Source organism: Curtobacterium sp. LFS084, assembly GCF_047977705.1.
In the GTDB taxonomy this organism is placed as follows: Bacteria; Actinomycetota; Actinomycetes; order Actinomycetales; family Microbacteriaceae; genus Curtobacterium.
Map to the genome: position 1 here is coordinate 1 of NZ_JBFPFM010000018.1, position 16,977 is coordinate 16,977.

15 protein-coding genes and 1 tRNA gene are annotated in these 16,977 nt (G+C 72.5%); 15 read left to right on the forward strand and 1 reads right to left on the reverse strand.

Annotated features, from left to right (window positions below; genetic code table 11):
- Window positions 1-53 precede the first annotated feature (53 nt).
- Window positions 54-326 (reverse strand): DUF4031 domain-containing protein, encoded by a 273-nt coding sequence (locus tag ACNQOV_RS10875; protein WP_022905370.1) that lies wholly within the window; start codon window positions 324-326, stop codon window positions 54-56.
- A 179-nt stretch (window positions 327-505) separates the two neighbouring features.
- Here ACNQOV_RS10875 and rplU point away from each other — a divergent pair, with 179 nt between their 5' ends.
- From rplU to ACNQOV_RS10950, 15 genes are all read left to right on the forward strand, one after another.
- Window positions 506-814, forward strand: coding sequence for a 50S ribosomal protein L21 (gene rplU, locus ACNQOV_RS10880; protein ID WP_022905369.1), 309 nt, complete (start codon window positions 506-508; stop codon window positions 812-814).
- A 14-nt stretch (window positions 815-828) separates the two neighbouring features.
- Entirely contained in the window at window positions 829-1,080 is a 252-nt protein-coding gene (gene rpmA / locus ACNQOV_RS10885; RefSeq protein ID WP_022905368.1) for a 50S ribosomal protein L27, read from the forward strand.
- Between the two features lie 86 nt (window positions 1,081-1,166).
- Window positions 1,167-2,681 (forward strand): GTPase ObgE, encoded by a 1,515-nt coding sequence (gene obgE, locus ACNQOV_RS10890; RefSeq protein ID WP_022905365.1) that lies wholly within the window; start codon window positions 1,167-1,169, stop codon window positions 2,679-2,681.
- 7 nt (window positions 2,682-2,688) lie between these two features.
- Window positions 2,689-3,507 (forward strand): glutamate 5-kinase, encoded by an 819-nt coding sequence (gene proB, locus ACNQOV_RS10895; RefSeq protein WP_416394512.1) that lies wholly within the window; start codon window positions 2,689-2,691, stop codon window positions 3,505-3,507.
- Between the two features lie 395 nt (window positions 3,508-3,902).
- The gene (locus tag ACNQOV_RS10900) at window positions 3,903-5,168 is read left to right on the forward strand and encodes a glutamate-5-semialdehyde dehydrogenase (protein WP_416394513.1); all 1,266 of its coding nucleotides are present in this window, start codon (window positions 3,903-3,905) and stop codon (window positions 5,166-5,168) included.
- Between the two features lie 42 nt (window positions 5,169-5,210).
- Entirely contained in the window at window positions 5,211-5,411 is a 201-nt protein-coding gene (locus tag ACNQOV_RS10905; RefSeq protein WP_022907293.1) for a hypothetical protein, read from the forward strand.
- 11 nt (window positions 5,412-5,422) lie between these two features.
- Window positions 5,423-6,022, forward strand: coding sequence for a nicotinate-nucleotide adenylyltransferase (gene nadD / locus ACNQOV_RS10910; protein ID WP_022907294.1), 600 nt, complete (start codon window positions 5,423-5,425; stop codon window positions 6,020-6,022).
- Entirely contained in the window at window positions 6,019-7,479 is a 1,461-nt protein-coding gene (locus ACNQOV_RS10915) for a hypothetical protein (RefSeq protein ID WP_416394514.1), read from the forward strand. The genes nadD and ACNQOV_RS10915 overlap by 4 nt, the downstream gene beginning before the upstream one ends.
- Before the next feature lie 107 nt (window positions 7,480-7,586).
- Window positions 7,587-7,961 carry a ribosome silencing factor gene (gene rsfS / locus ACNQOV_RS10920; RefSeq protein WP_022907296.1) on the forward strand — a complete coding sequence of 125 codons (375 nt, stop codon included), beginning with the start codon at window positions 7,587-7,589 and terminating at the stop codon, window positions 7,959-7,961.
- Between the two features lie 117 nt (window positions 7,962-8,078).
- Window positions 8,079-8,154 (forward strand) — tRNA-Ala (locus tag ACNQOV_RS10925).
- A 123-nt stretch (window positions 8,155-8,277) separates the two neighbouring features.
- A complete protein-coding gene (locus tag ACNQOV_RS10930; RefSeq protein ID WP_416394515.1) occupies window positions 8,278-9,201 on the forward strand; it encodes an aldose 1-epimerase family protein in 924 nt (307 codons plus the stop codon).
- On the forward strand, window positions 9,180-10,712 hold the full coding sequence (locus ACNQOV_RS10935; protein WP_416394516.1) for an anthranilate synthase component I family protein: 1,533 nt from the start codon (window positions 9,180-9,182) through the stop codon (window positions 10,710-10,712). Before ACNQOV_RS10930 ends, ACNQOV_RS10935 begins: the two co-directional genes overlap by 22 nt.
- A gap of 132 nt (window positions 10,713-10,844) precedes the next feature.
- Entirely contained in the window at window positions 10,845-11,672 is an 828-nt protein-coding gene (locus ACNQOV_RS10940) for a hypothetical protein (protein ID WP_416394517.1), read from the forward strand.
- A 95-nt stretch (window positions 11,673-11,767) separates the two neighbouring features.
- On the forward strand, window positions 11,768-13,396 hold the full coding sequence (locus ACNQOV_RS10945; RefSeq protein ID WP_416394518.1) for a DNA polymerase Y family protein: 1,629 nt from the start codon (window positions 11,768-11,770) through the stop codon (window positions 13,394-13,396).
- Between the two features lie 22 nt (window positions 13,397-13,418).
- Entirely contained in the window at window positions 13,419-16,913 is a 3,495-nt protein-coding gene (locus tag ACNQOV_RS10950; protein WP_416394519.1) for an error-prone DNA polymerase, read from the forward strand.
- Window positions 16,914-16,977: the final 64 nt, after the last annotated feature.

The following is a 16,977-nucleotide window of genomic DNA, read 5'->3' on the forward strand; positions in this document are numbered from 1 at the left end:
GCCCGTCGCCGCGCGCAGCCGCCGCGGCCCCGCAGCGGCCCAGCCGGGGCCGGTCAGAACGTGTGCTTGTCCCGCTGCGCGACCCGCAGCCCGCTCCGGATCAGCCGCAGCACCAGCTCGCGACCGGTGACCGCCGTGGCCCCCGCGGCGACGAGTTCGTCGTAACGCGCGAGCGGGACGTCGTAGTGGTCGTGGTCGAACGCGCGCCGTGGGATACCGGCCCGTCGGGCGAACTCGTGCAACTCGTCGTATGATGTGTCACTGACGAGGTGCGACCACAGAGTGTCGTGAGCGGGCCACGTCGGCGGGTCGATCATCACGGTCACACGGCAATCGTACGTGTGTCGCCGTTTGACCGGACCTGGGGGCATCGAGTATTCTCGATCCCTGGTGTCAGCGGGCCGTTCTGCCTGCGTCGCCGATCGGGCCCGGCCCTCCGGGAACCGCTCGTGCAGAAGTGGGCACCCGAGACTTCCCTCAAGCAGAGTTACGTAAGGATTTCCACGTGGTTTACGCAGTAGTGCGCGCCGGCGGCCGTCAGGAGAAGGTCGAGGTCGGCACGATCATCACGATCGACCGTGCCAAGGCCGACGACAAGGGCAACATCGACCTCGCCCCGGTGCTCCTCGTGGACGGTGACAAGATCACGTCGGCGGCTTCCGAGCTCGCCAACGTGACGGTCACCGCCGAGGTGCTCGAGGACCTCCGCGGTCCCAAGGTCGTCATCCAGAAGTTCAAGAACAAGACCGGGTACAAGAAGCGTCAGGGTTTCCGCGCTGAGCTCACCCGCGTCAAGATCACCTCGATCGCGTAAGGCGGGAGTAGAAGATGGCACACAAGAAGGGTGCGAGCTCCACTCGCAACGGTCGTGACTCGAACGCACAGCGCCTCGGCGTGAAGCGCTTCGGTGGCGAGGTCGTCAACGCCGGCGAGATCATCCTGCGCCAGCGCGGTACCCACTTCCACCCGGGCGCCAACGTCGGCCGCGGTGGCGACGACACGCTGTTCGCCCTCTCGGCCGGTTCGGTCGAGTTCGGCACCAAGGGCGGCCGCAAGGTCGTCAACATCGTCAACGCGTAAGCAGTTCGACGATCTGACTCTGCGGGAGGGGCGGGCCACGTGCCCGCCCCTCCCGTTCTTTCGTTGCAACACCTAGGAGTGGACCCATGGCGACATTCGTCGACCGCGTGACCCTGCACCTCACCGCGGGGAACGGCGGCAACGGCTGCGTGTCGGTCCGCCGTGAGAAGTTCAAGCCGCTGGCCGGCCCGGACGGCGGCAACGGCGGTGACGGTGGCGACATCGTCCTCGTCGCCGACCCCCAGGTGACGACCCTGCTCGGCTACCACCGTTCCCCGCACCGCTCGTCCAAGAACGGGCAGCCCGGCATGGGCGACATGCGGAGCGGCATCAGCGGTGAGACCCTCGAGCTCCCGCTGCCGATCGGCACCGTCGTGTACGACGAGAACGGTGACGTCCTGGCGGACATGACCGAGCCCGGCATGCGCGTCGTCATCGCTCCCGGCGGGCAGGGCGGCCTCGGCAACGCCGCGCTCTCGACCACGAAGCGCAAGGCCCCCGGCTTCGCGCTCCTCGGCACCGAGGGCTGGGCCGGCGACGTCAGCCTCGAGCTGAAGACGATCGCCGACGTCGCCCTCGTCGGGTTCCCGAGCGCCGGCAAGTCCTCGCTCATCGCCGCGATCTCCGCCGCGAAGCCGAAGATCGCCGACTACCCCTTCACGACCCTCACGCCGAACCTCGGCGTCGTCGAGTCCGGATCCACCCGCTTCACCGTCGCCGACGTCCCCGGTCTGATCGAGGGCGCGTCCGAGGGCAAGGGTCTCGGCCTCGAGTTCCTGCGCCACGTCGAGCGCTGCGAGGCCCTCCTGCACGTCATCGACTGCGCCACGCTCGACCCCGGGCGCGACCCGATCAGCGACCTCGACGTCATCCTCGGCGAACTCGAGCGCTACCCGGTCCCCGAGGGCCAGGTGCCGCTGCTCGAGCGCCCGCAGATGATCGCGCTCAACAAGGTCGACGTGCCCGAGGCCGAGGAACTCGCCGCCTTCGTGCGCGAGGAGCTCGAGGGCCGTGGCTACCGCGTCTTCCCGATCTCGACCGCGTCCCGCAAGGGCCTGCGCGAGCTGACGTTCGCGTTGGCCGACGTCGTGGAGCAGGCCCGCGCCTCCCGTGCGGCCGAGCCGGTCGCCGAGCGGATCGTCCTCCGCCCCAAGGCGGTCGACGACAAGCCGTTCACGATCCGCGCCGAGGGCGGCGAGGAGCACCGCTTCTACCGCATCCGCGGGTCGAAGCCGGAGCGCTGGGTCCAGCAGACCGACTTCACCAACGAGGAGGCGATCGGCTACCTGGCCGACCGCCTGGCGAAGCTCGGTGTCGAGGACGGACTGTTCAAGGCCGGAGCCGTCGCGGGGTCCACCGTCGTGATCGGTGGCGACGGCGGCACGATCTTCGACTGGGAGCCGACGCTCACCTCGACCGCCGAGCTCATCACGAGTGCCCGCGGGACCGACGCCCGCATCGGCGCGACCTCGCGTCCGACCCGCAACGAGCGGCGCGAGGAGTACTTCGAGCGCATGGACGCCAAGGCGGCGGCGCGCGCGGAGCTGGAGCAGGAGCGCATCGCCGGTCTCTGGGCCGACGACGAGGACGACAGGGACTGACCACGGCATGACCGACACGACCGCACGCACCGACCTCGGACCCGTCACCCGGCACGAGGACATCCCGCGTGCCAGGCGGATCGTGGTCAAGGTCGGCTCGTCGTCGGTCAGCGGGGGCAACACCGGGCAGATCGCCCGGCTCGTGGACGCCCTCGCGCTCGCGCACGCCCGGGGGACCGAGGTCGTCCTCGTGTCCTCCGGCGCGATCGCGACCGGCTTCCCGTTCCTCGGGATCGAGGGACGCCCCGACGACCTCGCCACCCAGCAGGCAGCGGCGGCGACGGGGCAGAACGTGCTGATGTTCCGCTACCAGAAGGAACTCGACCGGCACGCGGTCGTCGCCGCGCAGATCCTCCTGACCGCCGGCGACCTGCAGAACCCGACGCACCGGGTGAACGCGCAGCGGGCCATCGACCGGCTCCTCGCGCTGCGGGTGCTGCCGATCGTGAACGAGAACGACACCGTGGCCACGCACGAGATCCGGTTCGGCGACAACGACCGGCTCGCGGCGCTCGTGGCGCGGCTGCTCGGCGCCGATGCGCTCGTGCTGCTCTCCGACGTCGAGTCCCTGTACACGCGCCCCCCGGAGCAGCCCGGCGCCGAGCCGATCACCCACGTCCCCTTCGGCGACGAGCTCGCCGGGGTCACCTTCGGTTCGATCGGTGCCGCGGGCGTGGGCACCGGAGGAGCGGGGACGAAGGTCGCGGCGGCCAGGCTCGCGGCCGAGGCCGGGACCTCCGTGCTCGTGACGGCGACGGCGCTCGTCGAGCGGGCGTTGGCCGGTGAGCAGGTCGGCACCTGGTTCGAGGCGGCACCGCGGGGCTGACGCCCGGCCTGGAGGCGCGGGTCGGCCCCGATGTGCGGCTCGCCTGCGAGTCGACGCGCGGCTCACGTCCGCGTCGGGGTGCCGCGCACGTCCGCGTCGATGCGCGGCTCACGTCCGCGTCGGGTGCCGCGCACGTCCGCGTCGGCGTGCCGCATACCTCCGCCGAGGGGGCACGTTCCGTCACGCTCGGCGCCTCCGAGCGACGGATCCCGCGACCTCGGCGGCACGCGTGCGGCGTGTCGTGCCCGCTCGCGAGGCGAGCGGACCGAGCGGATCGAGTGGTGCGTGCGCTGCGGACGGAGGGTGACTCCTCCACAGGAGCCGCGCCTCCTGGCCCGTCCACAGGTGCGCCCCTCGGCCGTCATGTGGCCGACCCCCGCGCCTAGAATCGAGCCATGCCGCTGACCGCACCCGCCCCGACCCTGACCGACAAGCTCGTCGCCGCGCGCGACGCCTCGTCGGTGCTCGCCACGGCGACCACCGCGGTGAAGGATGCGGCGCTCCGCGCGATCGCCGCCTCCGTGCGACAGGCGACGGACGAGATCGTCCGGGCGAACCACGACGACCTCGTCGCGGGCGAGGAGAACGGGCTCTCGTCGGGGCTGCTCGACCGGCTGCGACTCGATCCCGCGCGCATCGACGCCCTCGCGGCGGCGGTCGAGCACGTCGTCGGTCTGACCGACCCGGTGGGGCAGCACGTCCGGGGATCGCGGCTGCCGAACGGCCTGCAGCTCTCGCAGGTCCGGGTGCCGTTCGGTGTGGTCGGCGCGATCTACGAAGCCCGGCCGAACGTCACGGTCGACATCGCCAGCCTCGCGCTGAAGAGCGGCAACGCGGTCGTCCTGCGCGGCGGATCGGCGGCGCAGCGGACCAATGCCGTGTTGGTCGCCCGCATCCAGGACGCGGTCGCCTCGGCGGGGCTCCCGCGTGAACTCGTGCAGACGATCGACGAGTTCGGGCGTGCCGGTGCGACGGAGCTGATGCGGGCACGCGGGCTCGTGGACGTGCTCATCCCGCGGGGCAGCGCGTCGCTGATCCAGACCGTCGTGACCGAGTCCCAGGTGCCCGTGATCGAGACCGGTGCCGGTGTCGTGCACGTCTTCCTCGACGAGTCGGCGCCGCTCGACCGCTCGATCGACATCGTCCTGAACAGCAAGGTGCAGCGTCCCAGCGTCTGCAACGCGCTCGAGACGCTCCTCGTGCACGAGCGGGCGGCGGACCGGCTCCTGCCCGCGTTGGCCGACCGGCTCCGCGCCGCCGGGGTGACGCTCCGCGGCGACGACGCCACCCGGGTGATCGTGCCCGGTGTGCTCCGTGCGACCGACGACGACTGGGCGACCGAGTCGATGGACCTCGACCTCTCGGTTCGGGTGGTCCCGGACGTCGACGCCGCGATGGCGCACATCGCACGCTGGTCGACGCACCACACCGAGTCGATCGTCACGAACGACGTCGACACGGCCGAGCGCTTCCTCGCCGAGGTGGACTCCGCGGTCGTGATGGCCAACGCCTCGACCCGGTTCACCGACGGCGGGGAGTTCGGCTTCGGCGCCGAGGTGGGGATCTCCACCCAGAAACTGCACGCCCGCGGGCCGATGGGGCTGCCCGAGCTGACGAGCACCAAGTGGATCGTGCGCGGGCAGGGACAGATCCGCGGCTAGACTGGGCGGCGACTTCCCCCGACCGAACGGAGCATCGGACCCATGACCTTCCTCGCTGAAGCCGCAGAGCACGCCTCCGGGGTCCCCGCGTACGTGTTCCCGCTCGTCGGTGTCCTCTTCTTCGCGTTCCTCGGGTTCGTCACCTGGAGCTTCCGTGACGTGGCCTACCGTCACTCGCACAAGTTCGAGGCGACGCGCACCCACGAGACGGGTGTCGACGAGTTCGGTCGCGCCGAGCACTGACCCGCGACTCCATGCTCGAGAGCACGGGGCGGCCTCGCATCGGCGTGATGGGTGGCACGTTCGACCCGATCCACAACGGCCACCTCGTGGCAGCGTCCGAAGTGGCGCGCGCCTTCGACCTCGACGAAGTCGTGTTCGTCCCCACCGGCCAGCCGTACATGAAGTCCGGTGTGACCGACGCCGAGCACCGCTACCTCATGACCGTCGTGGCGACCGCGTCGAACCCGATGTTCACGGTCAGCCGGGTCGACATCGACCGTCCGGGCCCGACCTACACGGTCGACACGCTCAAGGACCTGCACGAGCAGCGTCCCGATGCGCAGCTGGTCTTCATCTCCGGCGCAGACGCCGTCCAGCAGATTGTCGACTGGAAGGACCATGATGGTCTCTGGGACCTCGCGCACTTCGTCGCCGTGACACGTCCGGGACACGCCTTGAGCATCACGGGTTTGCCCGAACGCGACGTAAGCTTGCTCGAAGTTCCCGCGCTGGCAATATCGTCGACCGACTGCCGCGACCGGGTGAGACGTGGTTTCCCCGTGTGGTACTTGGTCCCCGACGGTGTCGTCCAGTACATCTCCAAGCACCATCTGTATCGGAGCGTTGCATGAGTTCGTCCGACGCGCAGCCGCCCCTGTCGCGGCGCCAGGCGCGCGAGCGGGAGCGTGCCGCCGCGGCCGGTGCGCAGCCCGTCACGCCGCCACCGACCGTCGCGGCCCCGGCTGACCAGCCGGAGTCCCGCCAGCGTCCCGGCAGTCACGTCGCGCCCGCACCGGGCGCCCCCGCCCAGTCCGCCGTGCCGACGTCGGCCGTCTCGCCGTCGTCCGCCGCCCAGGCCGGCACCGGCTTCCCGTCGATGCCCCCGGCCTCGGCGACCGAGATCGTCCCCGGGTCGGGCGGACTGACCCGTCGTCAGATCCGCCAGATGCGCGCGGCCGAAGGGCAGGCCGTCCAGCCCGTCCCGCTGCAGAACCCGACCCCGCAGTCGTCCGACCGCACCGTCGAGGACGTCATCGGATCGGTCGACACGCTGCAGGGCGGCGCCGGTCCGTCCGAGCCGGAACCGATCGCGCAGGAGTCGTCCGTCCCCGAGGAGCCCTCGGCCGAGACCGTGGTGCTCGACCAGGCAGCGGTGGCGCAGGCGACCGAGGCCGACGGCTCGCCGGACGCCATCGAGCCGCTCGAGGAAGCCGCGGCCCACGGCGAGGAGCCGCGTCGACACCGGTCGACCTGGGCACCGCCGGACGCCGAGACGCCTGCCGCCGACGACGCGGCCCCCGCTGCGGAGGCGCCCGCTCAGGAGCGCTCGACCCCGGTGCAGTCCACGCCCGTGCAGTCCACCCCGGTGCAGTCGACTCCGGTGCAGCGGGCCCCGATCGAGTCGTCGACGCCGGCGGTGTTCCCGCTCTCGCTGGACGAGGACGACACGAACGAGGTCCCGGTCCAGGCAGCCCAGCCCGCGCGCGCAGCCTCGGCACCGACCTCGGGCGGCACGCCGACGTCCGCCGCCGGTGACGACGGCGATGCCGACGCGCCCCGCGTGCCGGCGTCGTTCCAGCGCCCCACCGAGCCGAAGCCCGTCACGACGGCGTTCGCGCCGCCGGTCGGGCACTGGTCGCAGCAGGCCCACGACTCGAACGACGCCGAGGTCCACGACGAGGAGACCGGCACCCGCCGCGTCGCCGTGACCAACACGAACGCGATCATCCTGCCGAACTCGGCCCTCGCCGACCCCACCGGTGCGCTGAACGCCACGGGCGAGGTCATCCTCACCGGCTCGATCGACCTGCCGGCGTCGCTGTCCTCAACCGGTTCGCACCGGCCGATCGACGGGGCCGAGGTCGACCGCCTGCTCGAGCAGCACGACGAGCAGCCCGAGACCGACGCCAGCCCGGTCCGTGCCAGCCGTGCGGTGTCGAGTCACACCTCGACCCGACAGGTCGTCCTCGCGGCGGCCAAGCCGAAGGAGTCGCGCACGCCGCTCATCCTCGGCGTCACGGTCGGTGCTGTCGGCATCGCTGCCGCCGCGGTCATCATCGTCGCACTCGTCACCACGCACACGTTCTGAGCCGTCCCCATCGCACGCGGCCTGGCCGTGTGTCGGTGGGGTGGCTTATGATCGTGACCCATCAAGCGATCCGGCAGCCTGCCAGGTCGACAGACCGGAAGGAATCCGTGACCGCCTCCTCACGCGCACTGGAACTCGTGCAGATCGCCGCCCAGGCGGCCGACGCCAAGCAGGCCGAAGACCTCGTCGCCCTCGACGTGACCGGGCCGCTGCAGCTCACGGACGTGTTCCTGCTCGCGACCGGCCGGAACGAGCGCAACGTGCTCGCCATCGCGGACGAGATCGAAGAGCGCCTCCTCGACGCCGGGGCCAAGCCGCTCCGCCGCGAAGGCCGGAGTGAGGGCCGCTGGGTCCTCATCGACTTCGGTGACATCGTCGTGCACGTCTTCCACGAAGAAGACCGTCAGTACTACTCGCTCGAGCGTCTCTGGTCGGACTGCCCGACCATCCCGCTCGAGCTCCCGGTGGACCACACCGCCTAGTTGCGACTCGCCCGGGTGGCGGCGACGATTTCGTCACCCGGCGTTCGCATGGTGTACGCTTCACTGGTGCCTCCGGGGAACGGAGGACGATGAAGTCGGTGGAAACACCAACACTTCGGGTCTGTGGCGCAGCTGGTAGCGCACCTGCATGGCATGCAGGGGGTCAGGGGTTCGAGTCCCCTCAGATCCACCATCACCCCCGCGGTTCTCCGGAACCGCGGGGGTTTTCTCGTTCCGCAGGTGCACGGCACCGTTCCCGACCGGACGCGTTCCGCACCGGCTCGGCGCGTCCCTCGCTCCCGACTACGCTGAGCGCATGAGCAGCGACGCACCCCTGTCCGGTTCCGCCCTGACCATCACCGCCGGCGGCTACACGGCCGAGATCGCCTCGGTGGGGGCGACCCTGCGGACGCTCCGGTTCGAGGGACGCGACCTGGTCGTGCCGTTCGACGCCGACGAGGTCCGCCCGGCCTTCCGCGGAGCCGTCCTGGCGCCGTGGCCGAACCGGGTCGTCGACGGGAAGTACACGTTCGGCGGAACGGAGCACGAGCTGGCGCTGACCGAGCCCAAGCGACAGCACGCGCTGCACGGACTGGTCGCATGGACCGACTTCCGGACCGTCGCGCACGAACCCGACCGCGCGGTCCTCGCCACGACGGTGCCGGCGCAGGAGGGGTACCCGTTCCGTGTCGAGGTCCTGGTGGAGTACCGCGTCGACGCCGACGGGCTGCACACCACGATCACGGGGACGAACACCGGCGCCGACGCAGCACCGTGGGGGACCGGTCCGCACCCGTACCTCGTCGCCGGCGCCGGCCGTGTCGACGACTGGACCCTGACGCTCCCCGCAGCAGAGGTGCTCGAGGTCACCGAGGACCGGCTGATCCCGACCGGTCTCGCGCCGGTGCACGACGAGTTCGACCTGCGCTCCGCGACGCGCATCGGCGACCGGTTCATCGACCACGCCTTCACCGGGTTCGACCGCGACGCCGACGGCACCGCGACGATCGCCCTCACCGCCGCCGACGGCCACGGTGTGCGCGTCTCGTTCGGCCCGGAGTGCGGGTGGGCGCAGGTGCACACCGCCGACCACGTCGTCCCCGAGTACCACCGTGCCGGACTCGCGGTCGAGCCGATGACCTGTGCACCGGACGCGTTCAACGCCGGCTCCGACGCGGGACTCGTCGTGCTCGAGAGTGGTTCGTCCTCGGCGGCCTCGTGGACGATCGCGGCGGTCTGACGGCAGCGCCTCCTGCCGCGCGGATCGAGGTCCGGCGGCTGACCAGGCCCCCTGACCTCGGCGCGCTCGCGCATGCAGCCGGTCCCGACGTGGTCTGGCTCGACTCCTCGGTGCCGGCCGGTTCGCCCGCGACCGCGCACGACCGCGCCCGGTGGTCGGTCCTCGCGCTGACGGACGGTCCGTTCGCGGCGCGGTTCCGGCACGAGACGCGACGGGCGTTCGTCGAGACGACCCCAGCGTCCCACGCGTGGTTCGGGGGCGTCGCGACCGTCGAGGGATCGGACGGACCTGCCTTCGCGGTCCTCGCCGAGTTGCTCGCGCGCACCCCGGTGCTGCCGGAACCGGTGCCTGGCTGCGGTTTCGCGCTCGGCTGGGTGGGGTTCCTCGGCTACGAGCTCGGTCGGGAGTCCGGCGGCGTCGACCGGACCGCCGAGGGGCACGCGGACGCGGACCTCCGGTTCGTCGACCGCGCGGTGGTCACCGACGCGACCGGCGGCGCCTGGGCACTCGCGCTGGTGGCCGGTGCGGAACCTGCGGCCAGCGCCCGGAACCGAGCGTGGCTCGAGGAGGTGACCACACCGGTCACGCGGGCCGACGGCGGCGACGCGGCCCCGTTCCTCCCGGACACGGTCCCCGCGACCGGTCGCGTCACGCGCACCGCCTACGAGACGGCGGTGGACGCGTGCCGCGCCGAGATCCGCGCGGGCAACGCGTTCCAGGTGTGTCTCACGACCGCCTTCGCGGTGCCGCAGGTCCTCCAGGAGGCGCGGGTCGACCCCGCCACGGATCCCCACCTGGTCGAGTACCTGCGGCTGCGCGCGACGGATCCCGTCCCGTTCGGCGCGTACCTGCGGCTCGGGCCGCTGCGCGTGGCGAGCCGGTCGCCTGAGCGGTTCCTGCGGATCGACGCCGCCGGACGGGTGTCCGCGGAGCCGATCAAGGGCACCAGACGGCGCTCCGACGACCCTGTGGAGGACGAAGCGGCCCGTGTGGAACTCGCCGCGAGCGTGAAGGACCGGGCCGAGAACGTGATGATCGTCGACCTGCTCCGGAACGACCTGCTCCGGACGGCGGTGCCGGGGTCGGTGCACGTCGACCGGCTCTGCGCGGTCGAGACCTACGCGAGCGTGCACCAGATGGTGTCGACGATCGGGGCGGTCCTGCCGGAGGGGACGTCGCGGGCCGCCGTGGTGCGTGCCGCATTCCCGCCCGGGTCGATGACGGGCGCCCCGAAGATCCGTGCCATGGCGATCGCGGATCGGCTCGAGGGCGGGCCTCGCGGGGTGTACTCGGGGGCGATCGGGTACTTCTCGGCCAGCGGCGCGGTCGACCTGTCGGTGGTGATCCGCACACTGGTGACGGTCCTCGACGACCGGGGCGCGGTACGGTCGCGGTCGTTCGGTGCCGGTGGTGCGGTGACGTGGTCGTCGGTCGCCGCGGACGAGGCGGACGAGGTCGAGACGAAGACCCGGTCGGTGTTCGCCGGTGTGGGAGCGACCGTCCGCTGGTGACGGCGGATCGTTCGGCGGCGGTGCCGGGGCGCTCCTCCACAGGGCGCTGATCCACCGCTCGCACGGCGTGTCGAACGCGTGTTCGAGGGATCTGTCCACAGGATGTCGGACCCGATTGACATCATCGAACACATGTTCGAATATGAGGGTATGCAGACGGCGGCGGCACTCCGATCGCCCGGGGCTCCAGGGGAGTCGACCGGGCGGTCCGGTCCTGCCCGCCCGGTGCGGCGGGTCGACCACCTGGGGGACGCCCGCGCCGCACTCGAACGGATCACCTCGCTGCGGTCGCGCGTGGCCGAGATGGAGTCCACCCGGGTCGACACCGAGGGGCTGCCGACGGCCGAGGCGCTCGCGCCGCTCCTGCCGGGTGGTGCGATCCGCGTGGGCGGGTCCTACGCGGTGCACGAGTCGGTGCTCCTCGCGATGACGATGCTGCAGGCCGCCTCGGCCGCCGGTGCCTGGTGTGCGGTGGTGGGGGTGCCGTCCTTCGGGGTCGAGGCGGCGGCCGCTGCGGGCATCGACCTCGAACGCCTCGTGCTCGTCCCCGACCCGGGTGACCAGTGGCTCACCGTGACCGCCGCGCTGGCGGACGTCGCCCAGATCGTCCTCACCCGCCCGCTCGGCCGGGTGGTGCCCGGCGACGTCTCCCGGCTGTCGGCACGGCTGCGGCAGCGGGGCGGGGCGCTCGTGGCGCTCGGGTCCTGGCCGGGCGCCGACGTCACGCTGCGGGTGACCCGGTCCGAGTGGAGCGGCATCGGGGACGGGCACGGCTTCCTGACGGAGCGACGGGTCACGGTGTCGGCCGCCGGTCGGGCCGGTGCGGGACGACCGGTGGACGCCGACCTGCTGCTGCCAGCGGCCGACGGAACCGTCCGTGCTGCGGCGCCCGCCGCGGTGGCCTCGGGTTCCGGTGCGACGACGGCCCCGGTGCTGCGTCCCGTGGCGGTGGCGTCGTGAGCCCCCGCGGGCGTGGTCGGACCCGGGCCACGGGGTCCCGGGTCACGGGTGCCCTCGCCGGACGCGGGCCCGGTGCCGGCACGGGGGCCGCGGGTGTGCCCGACGCGCGGTCGATCCGCGCCGATGCGCTCGCCCGCGGCGGTGCACTGCCCGAGCCGCCGCCGACGCGGACGATCGTGCTGTGGTGCCCGGACTGGCCGGTGATCGCGGCCGCTCGCGCCGCCGGGTCGCCGCCGGACCACCCGTTCGCCCTCGTGGCGAAGGGGCAGGTGTACGCCAGCTCCGCCAGCGCCCGGCAGTCCGGCGTGGTCCGCGGGCTCCGTGTGCGCGAGGCGCAGGCGCGCTGCCCCGAACTCGTCCTGCAGCCCTACGACGACGCGCTCGACCACCGGGCGTTCGAGCCGGTCATCCGCGCGGTCGAGGCGGCGGTCCCCGGGGTCGAGGTCCTCCGGCCGGGCACCCTCGCGCTGCGCTCCCGCGGGCCGGCACGGTACTACGGCGGTGAGCGTGCCGCGGCGGCGACCCTCGCCGGGATCGCTGCCGACCACGGCGCCCCGGGTGTGCGGGCCGGCGTCGCGGACACCCCGTTCGCCGCCGAACAGGCCGCCCGGGCACGCCCGGCCCGGCCAGGGGAACGGGTCCGGATCGTGCCCGTCGACGGCTCGGCCCCGTTCCTGGCCGGGTTGCCGCTCGGGGTGCTCGGCGACGCCGACCTCGCGATGCTGCTCGGGCGCCTCGGCATCCAGACCCTCGGCGAGTTCGCCGCGTTGGCGGACGAGCAGGTGCGTGACCGGTTCGGACTCGCCGGAGCGTTCCTGCACCGGCTCGCGGGCGGTCGCGACCCGCGAGAGGTCGCGGCGCGGGCGGTCCCGCCGGAACTCCGGGTCGAGGCGTCGTTCGAACCCCCGCTCGATCGCGCCGACCAGATCGCCTTCGCGTTCCGACGCTCCGCCGACGACTTCGCCGCACGCCTGCGGGCCGCGGGGCTCGTGGCCACGACGATCCGGGTCGGCATCGTCGACGAGCGGGACATCCTGCTCGAGCGCACGTGGGTGCACCCGCGCTGGTTCGACGCCGCCGACGTGGTGGACCGGGTCCGCTGGCAGCTCGCCGGCGGGGTGGACCCGACCGGACTCGAGGCGCCGGTGGTGCAGGTGGTGCTCGAGCCGGTCGCGGTCGACGACATGGCGAACCACGAACGCGGACTCTGGGGGACCGGGCCGGACGAACGGGTCCACCACGGGCTCGCCCGCGTGCAGGGACTCGTCGGCCACGACGGGGTGGTCACGCCGCGCATCGGCGGTGGGCGCACCCTGGCCGAACGCGTGGTGCTCGTGCCGTGGGGCGATGCCCCCGTCGGTGGCGAGCGTGCCCTCGCGACCGTCCGCGACCGGCCGTGGCCCGGCAAGCTGCCGGGGCCGCCGCCGGCGACCGTGCTCGACCGTCCGCGCCCGGTGGACGTCGTGACCGGTGACGGCGGCACCGTCGACATCGACGACCGCGGCGTCCTCACCGGGGTGCCCGAGCGGTTCCGTGCCGAGGGGGAGCGCGGCGGCCGGTTCGACGCCGTGACGGCCTGGGCCGGACCGTGGCCGCTCGTGGTGCGCTGGTGGGAAGCCGGTGGTCGGCGACTCCACCGGCTGCAGCTCGTCGACGCCGACGGCCGGGCGTGGTACCTCGTGCTCGCCGACCACCGCTGGTGGGCCGAGGCGGTGGCGACGTGACCGCCAGGACGGGGGAGTGCTGATGGGGTACAGCAACCCGCCGATCCCGTGGTCCCAGTTCGAACGCGCCCTGTCCGACAAGCGGAGCCCCGGCAGCGCGCACGTCGGTGACGGCGGGGACAGCCCCGCGTGGTCCCGCAAGCGCGAGCCGTACACCCCGACGCCCCCGCCGGTGCAGGACGGTGCGAACGTACCGGTCGTCCCGTACGCCGAGCTGCACGCGCACTCGACCTTCAGTTTCCTCGACGGCGCGAGCGGTCCGGAACAGCTCTTCGAAGAGGCCGCGCGACTGCACCTGCACGGGCTCGCGCTCACCGACCACGACGGCTTCTACGGTGCCGCGCGCATGGCCGAGGTGGCCGAGGCCTACCCGACGGTCGCCACGGTGTACGGCACCGAGCTGTCCCTCGGGCTGACCGAACCGCAGAACGGCGTGCCCGACCCCGAGGGCACGCACCTGCTCCTGCTGGCCGACGGGCAGGACGGGTACCACCGGCTCGCCGGCGCCGTCACCCGCGCTCACCTGGCGGCCGGCGCAGAGAAGGGTCGTCCCCGGTACGACCTCGACGACCTCGCCGCACGGTCGGACGGGCACTGGCGGGTCCTGACCGGGTGCCGCAAGGGCGCCGTCCGGCAGGCGCTCGAGCGCGGGGGCGAGTCCGCCGCCGAGGACGCCCTGCGTGCCCTGCTCGACCGGTTCGGCACGGCCGGTGTCGTCGTCGAGCTCATCGACCACGGCGAGCCGATGGACACCGCACGGAACGACGCCCTCGCCGCCCTCGCCACCAAGCACGCCCTGCCCGTGGTGGCCACGGGCAACGTGCACTACGCCACCCCCGACCGGTTCCCGGTGGCGACCGCCCTCGCCGCGGTCCGGGCACGGCGCAGTCTCGACGAGATCGACGGGTGGCTGCCGGCCGCCCCCACGGCGTACCTCCGTTCCGGGGCGGAGATGACCCGGCGGTTCGCCCGCTACCCGGGGGCCGTCGAGTACAGCGTCGAACTCGCCGACGAGCTCGGGTTCCGGCTGAAGACGGTCAAGCCCGGACTGCCGGACATCGACGTCCCCGACGGGTTCACCACGATGTCCTGGCTGCGGGAGCTCACCTGGCGGGGTGCCCGGCGGTTCTACCCCGGCAGCGCCGACGGTGTCGACCCGCACAAGCGCGAGCGCATCGAGCGCGAGCTCTCGGTGATCGAGGACAAGGACTTCCCCGGGTACTTCCTCATCGTGCGGGACATGGTGCAGTACGCCCGCGAACGCGGCATCCTCTGCCAGGGCCGCGGCTCAGCGGCGAACTCGGCGGTCTGCTACCTGCTCGAGATCACCGCGGTCGACTCGATCCGGTACGGGCTGCCGTTCGAGCGCTTCCTGTCGGCCATGCGCGACGAGGAACCCGACATCGACGTCGACTTCGACTCCGACCGCCGCGAAGAGGTCATCCAGTACGTCTACGAGAAGTACGGCCGGTTCAACGCCGCCCAGGTCGCGAACGTCATCACCTACCGGCCGAAGGGTGCCGTCCGCGACATGGCGAAGGCGCTCGGCCACAGCCCGGGGCAGCAGGACGCCTGGTCGAAGCAGGTCGAACGCTGGGGGTCGGTGACCGAGAGCCAGGACCACGACATCCCGGACGCCGTGGTCGACATGGCCCAGCAGGTCCTCGGGTTCCCGCGGCACCTCGGCATCCACTCCGGCGGCATGGTGCTCACCGACCGGCCCGTCGGCGAGGTCGTGCCGATCGAGCACGCCCGCATGGACGGCCGCACGGTGCTGCAGTGGGACAAGGACGACTGCGCGTACATGGGGCTCGTGAAGTTCGACATGCTCGGACTCGGCATGCTCGCCGCGCTGCAGTACTCGTTCGACCTCGCCGCCGAGCACTGCGGGGAGCGGTGGGACATGCACTCAATCCCGAAGGAGGAGCAGGGCGTCTACGACCAGCTGTGCCGGGCGGACACCATCGGGGTGTTCCAGGTGGAGTCCCGCGCGCAGATGGGGACACTGCCCCGACTGCTGCCGCGACGGTTCTACGACCTCGTGATCGAGGTCGCCCTGGTGCGCCCCGGCCCGATCCAGGGCGGCGCGGTCCACCCCTACATCCGGCGACGCACGGGCGAGGAACCGATCACCTACATCCACCCGTCGCTCGAACCGGTGCTCGAACGGACCCTCGGTGTCCCGCTGTTCCAGGAACAGCTCATGCAGATGGCGATCGCGGTGGGCGGGTGCTCGGGGGACGACGCCGACCTGCTCCGGCGTGCGATGGGGTCGAAGCGTGGGCACGAGAAGATCGACCGGCTCCGCGAGAAGCTCTACGCCGGGATGGCCGCGAACGACATCCACGGCGAGGACGCCGACGCCATCTACGCGAAGATCCAGGCGTTCGCGAACTTCGGGTTCGCCGAGAGCCACTCGATCAGCTTCGCGCTCATCGTCTACGCGAGCGCGTGGATGCGGCTGCACTACCCCGGAGCCTTCCTCGCCGCCCTGCTCCGCGCGCAGCCCATGGGCTTCTACTCACCGCAGACCCTGGTGGCCGACGCCCGTCGACACGGGGTGACGGTGCTCCGTCCGGACATCCTGCGCTCCGGCGTGGACGCCACGCTCGAGCCACTGGTCGGCTCCCGCGACGGTGCCGACACGGTCGGCTCCCGCGACGGTGCCGCCGGGTCCGACGGCGGTCCAGGAGGCGCGGCGCACGTCCGCGCGACGGGTCACGACGACTGCCTGGCCGAGGAACAACCCCCGGTGCTGCCGTTCGACAAGGCTGCGCCCGACGACACGGCGCAGCACCGGCGGGACGGCGGCTTCGCGGTCCGTCTCGGCCTCGCCGAGGTCTCGTCGCTCGGCCGGAAGAGCGCCGAGAAGATCGTCGCCGAGCGCGACGCCCACGGCCCCTACACCGACATGTCCGACCTCGCCCGACGGGTCGGACTGACCACGGCGCAGCTCGAGGCGCTCGCCGCGGCCGACGCCTTCGCGTCGATCGGGGTCGACCGTCGCGGTGGCATGTGGTCGGCGGCACAGGCGGCTGCCGAGCGCCCCGACCAGCTGCCCGACACGCAGGTGACGGTGCAGCCACCGCTGTTCGGGCAGATGACGAGCGGCGACGTCCTCATCGCGGACATGTGGTCGACGGGGATGACGACGGACGACCACCCCGTCCGGCACGTGCGGGGTGGCCTCGTCGCCCGCGGGGTGCTGAGCGTCCAGGACACCGCCACGGCCGAGACCGGACGGCGGGTCGAGGTCGGCGGGATCGTGACGCACCGGCAGCGACCGGCGACGGCGTCCGGCATCACGTTCATGAACGTCGAGGACGAGACCGGGCTGGTGAACGTGATCTGCAGCGTCGGGGTGTGGGGACGGTACCGGCGCGTCGCACGAGAGGCACCTGCGGTGATCGTGCGGGGGATCCTCGAGCGATCACCGGACGGGGTGGTGAACCTGGTGGCCGACCGGATCGAACACCTCTCCCTGTCGGTCCGCACGCGGTCGCGGGACTTCCAGTGAGCGGGCCGGAGCGGGCCAGAGCGGCTCAGAGCGGCTCGGAGCGGGCCGGAGTGGCCGGGAGCGG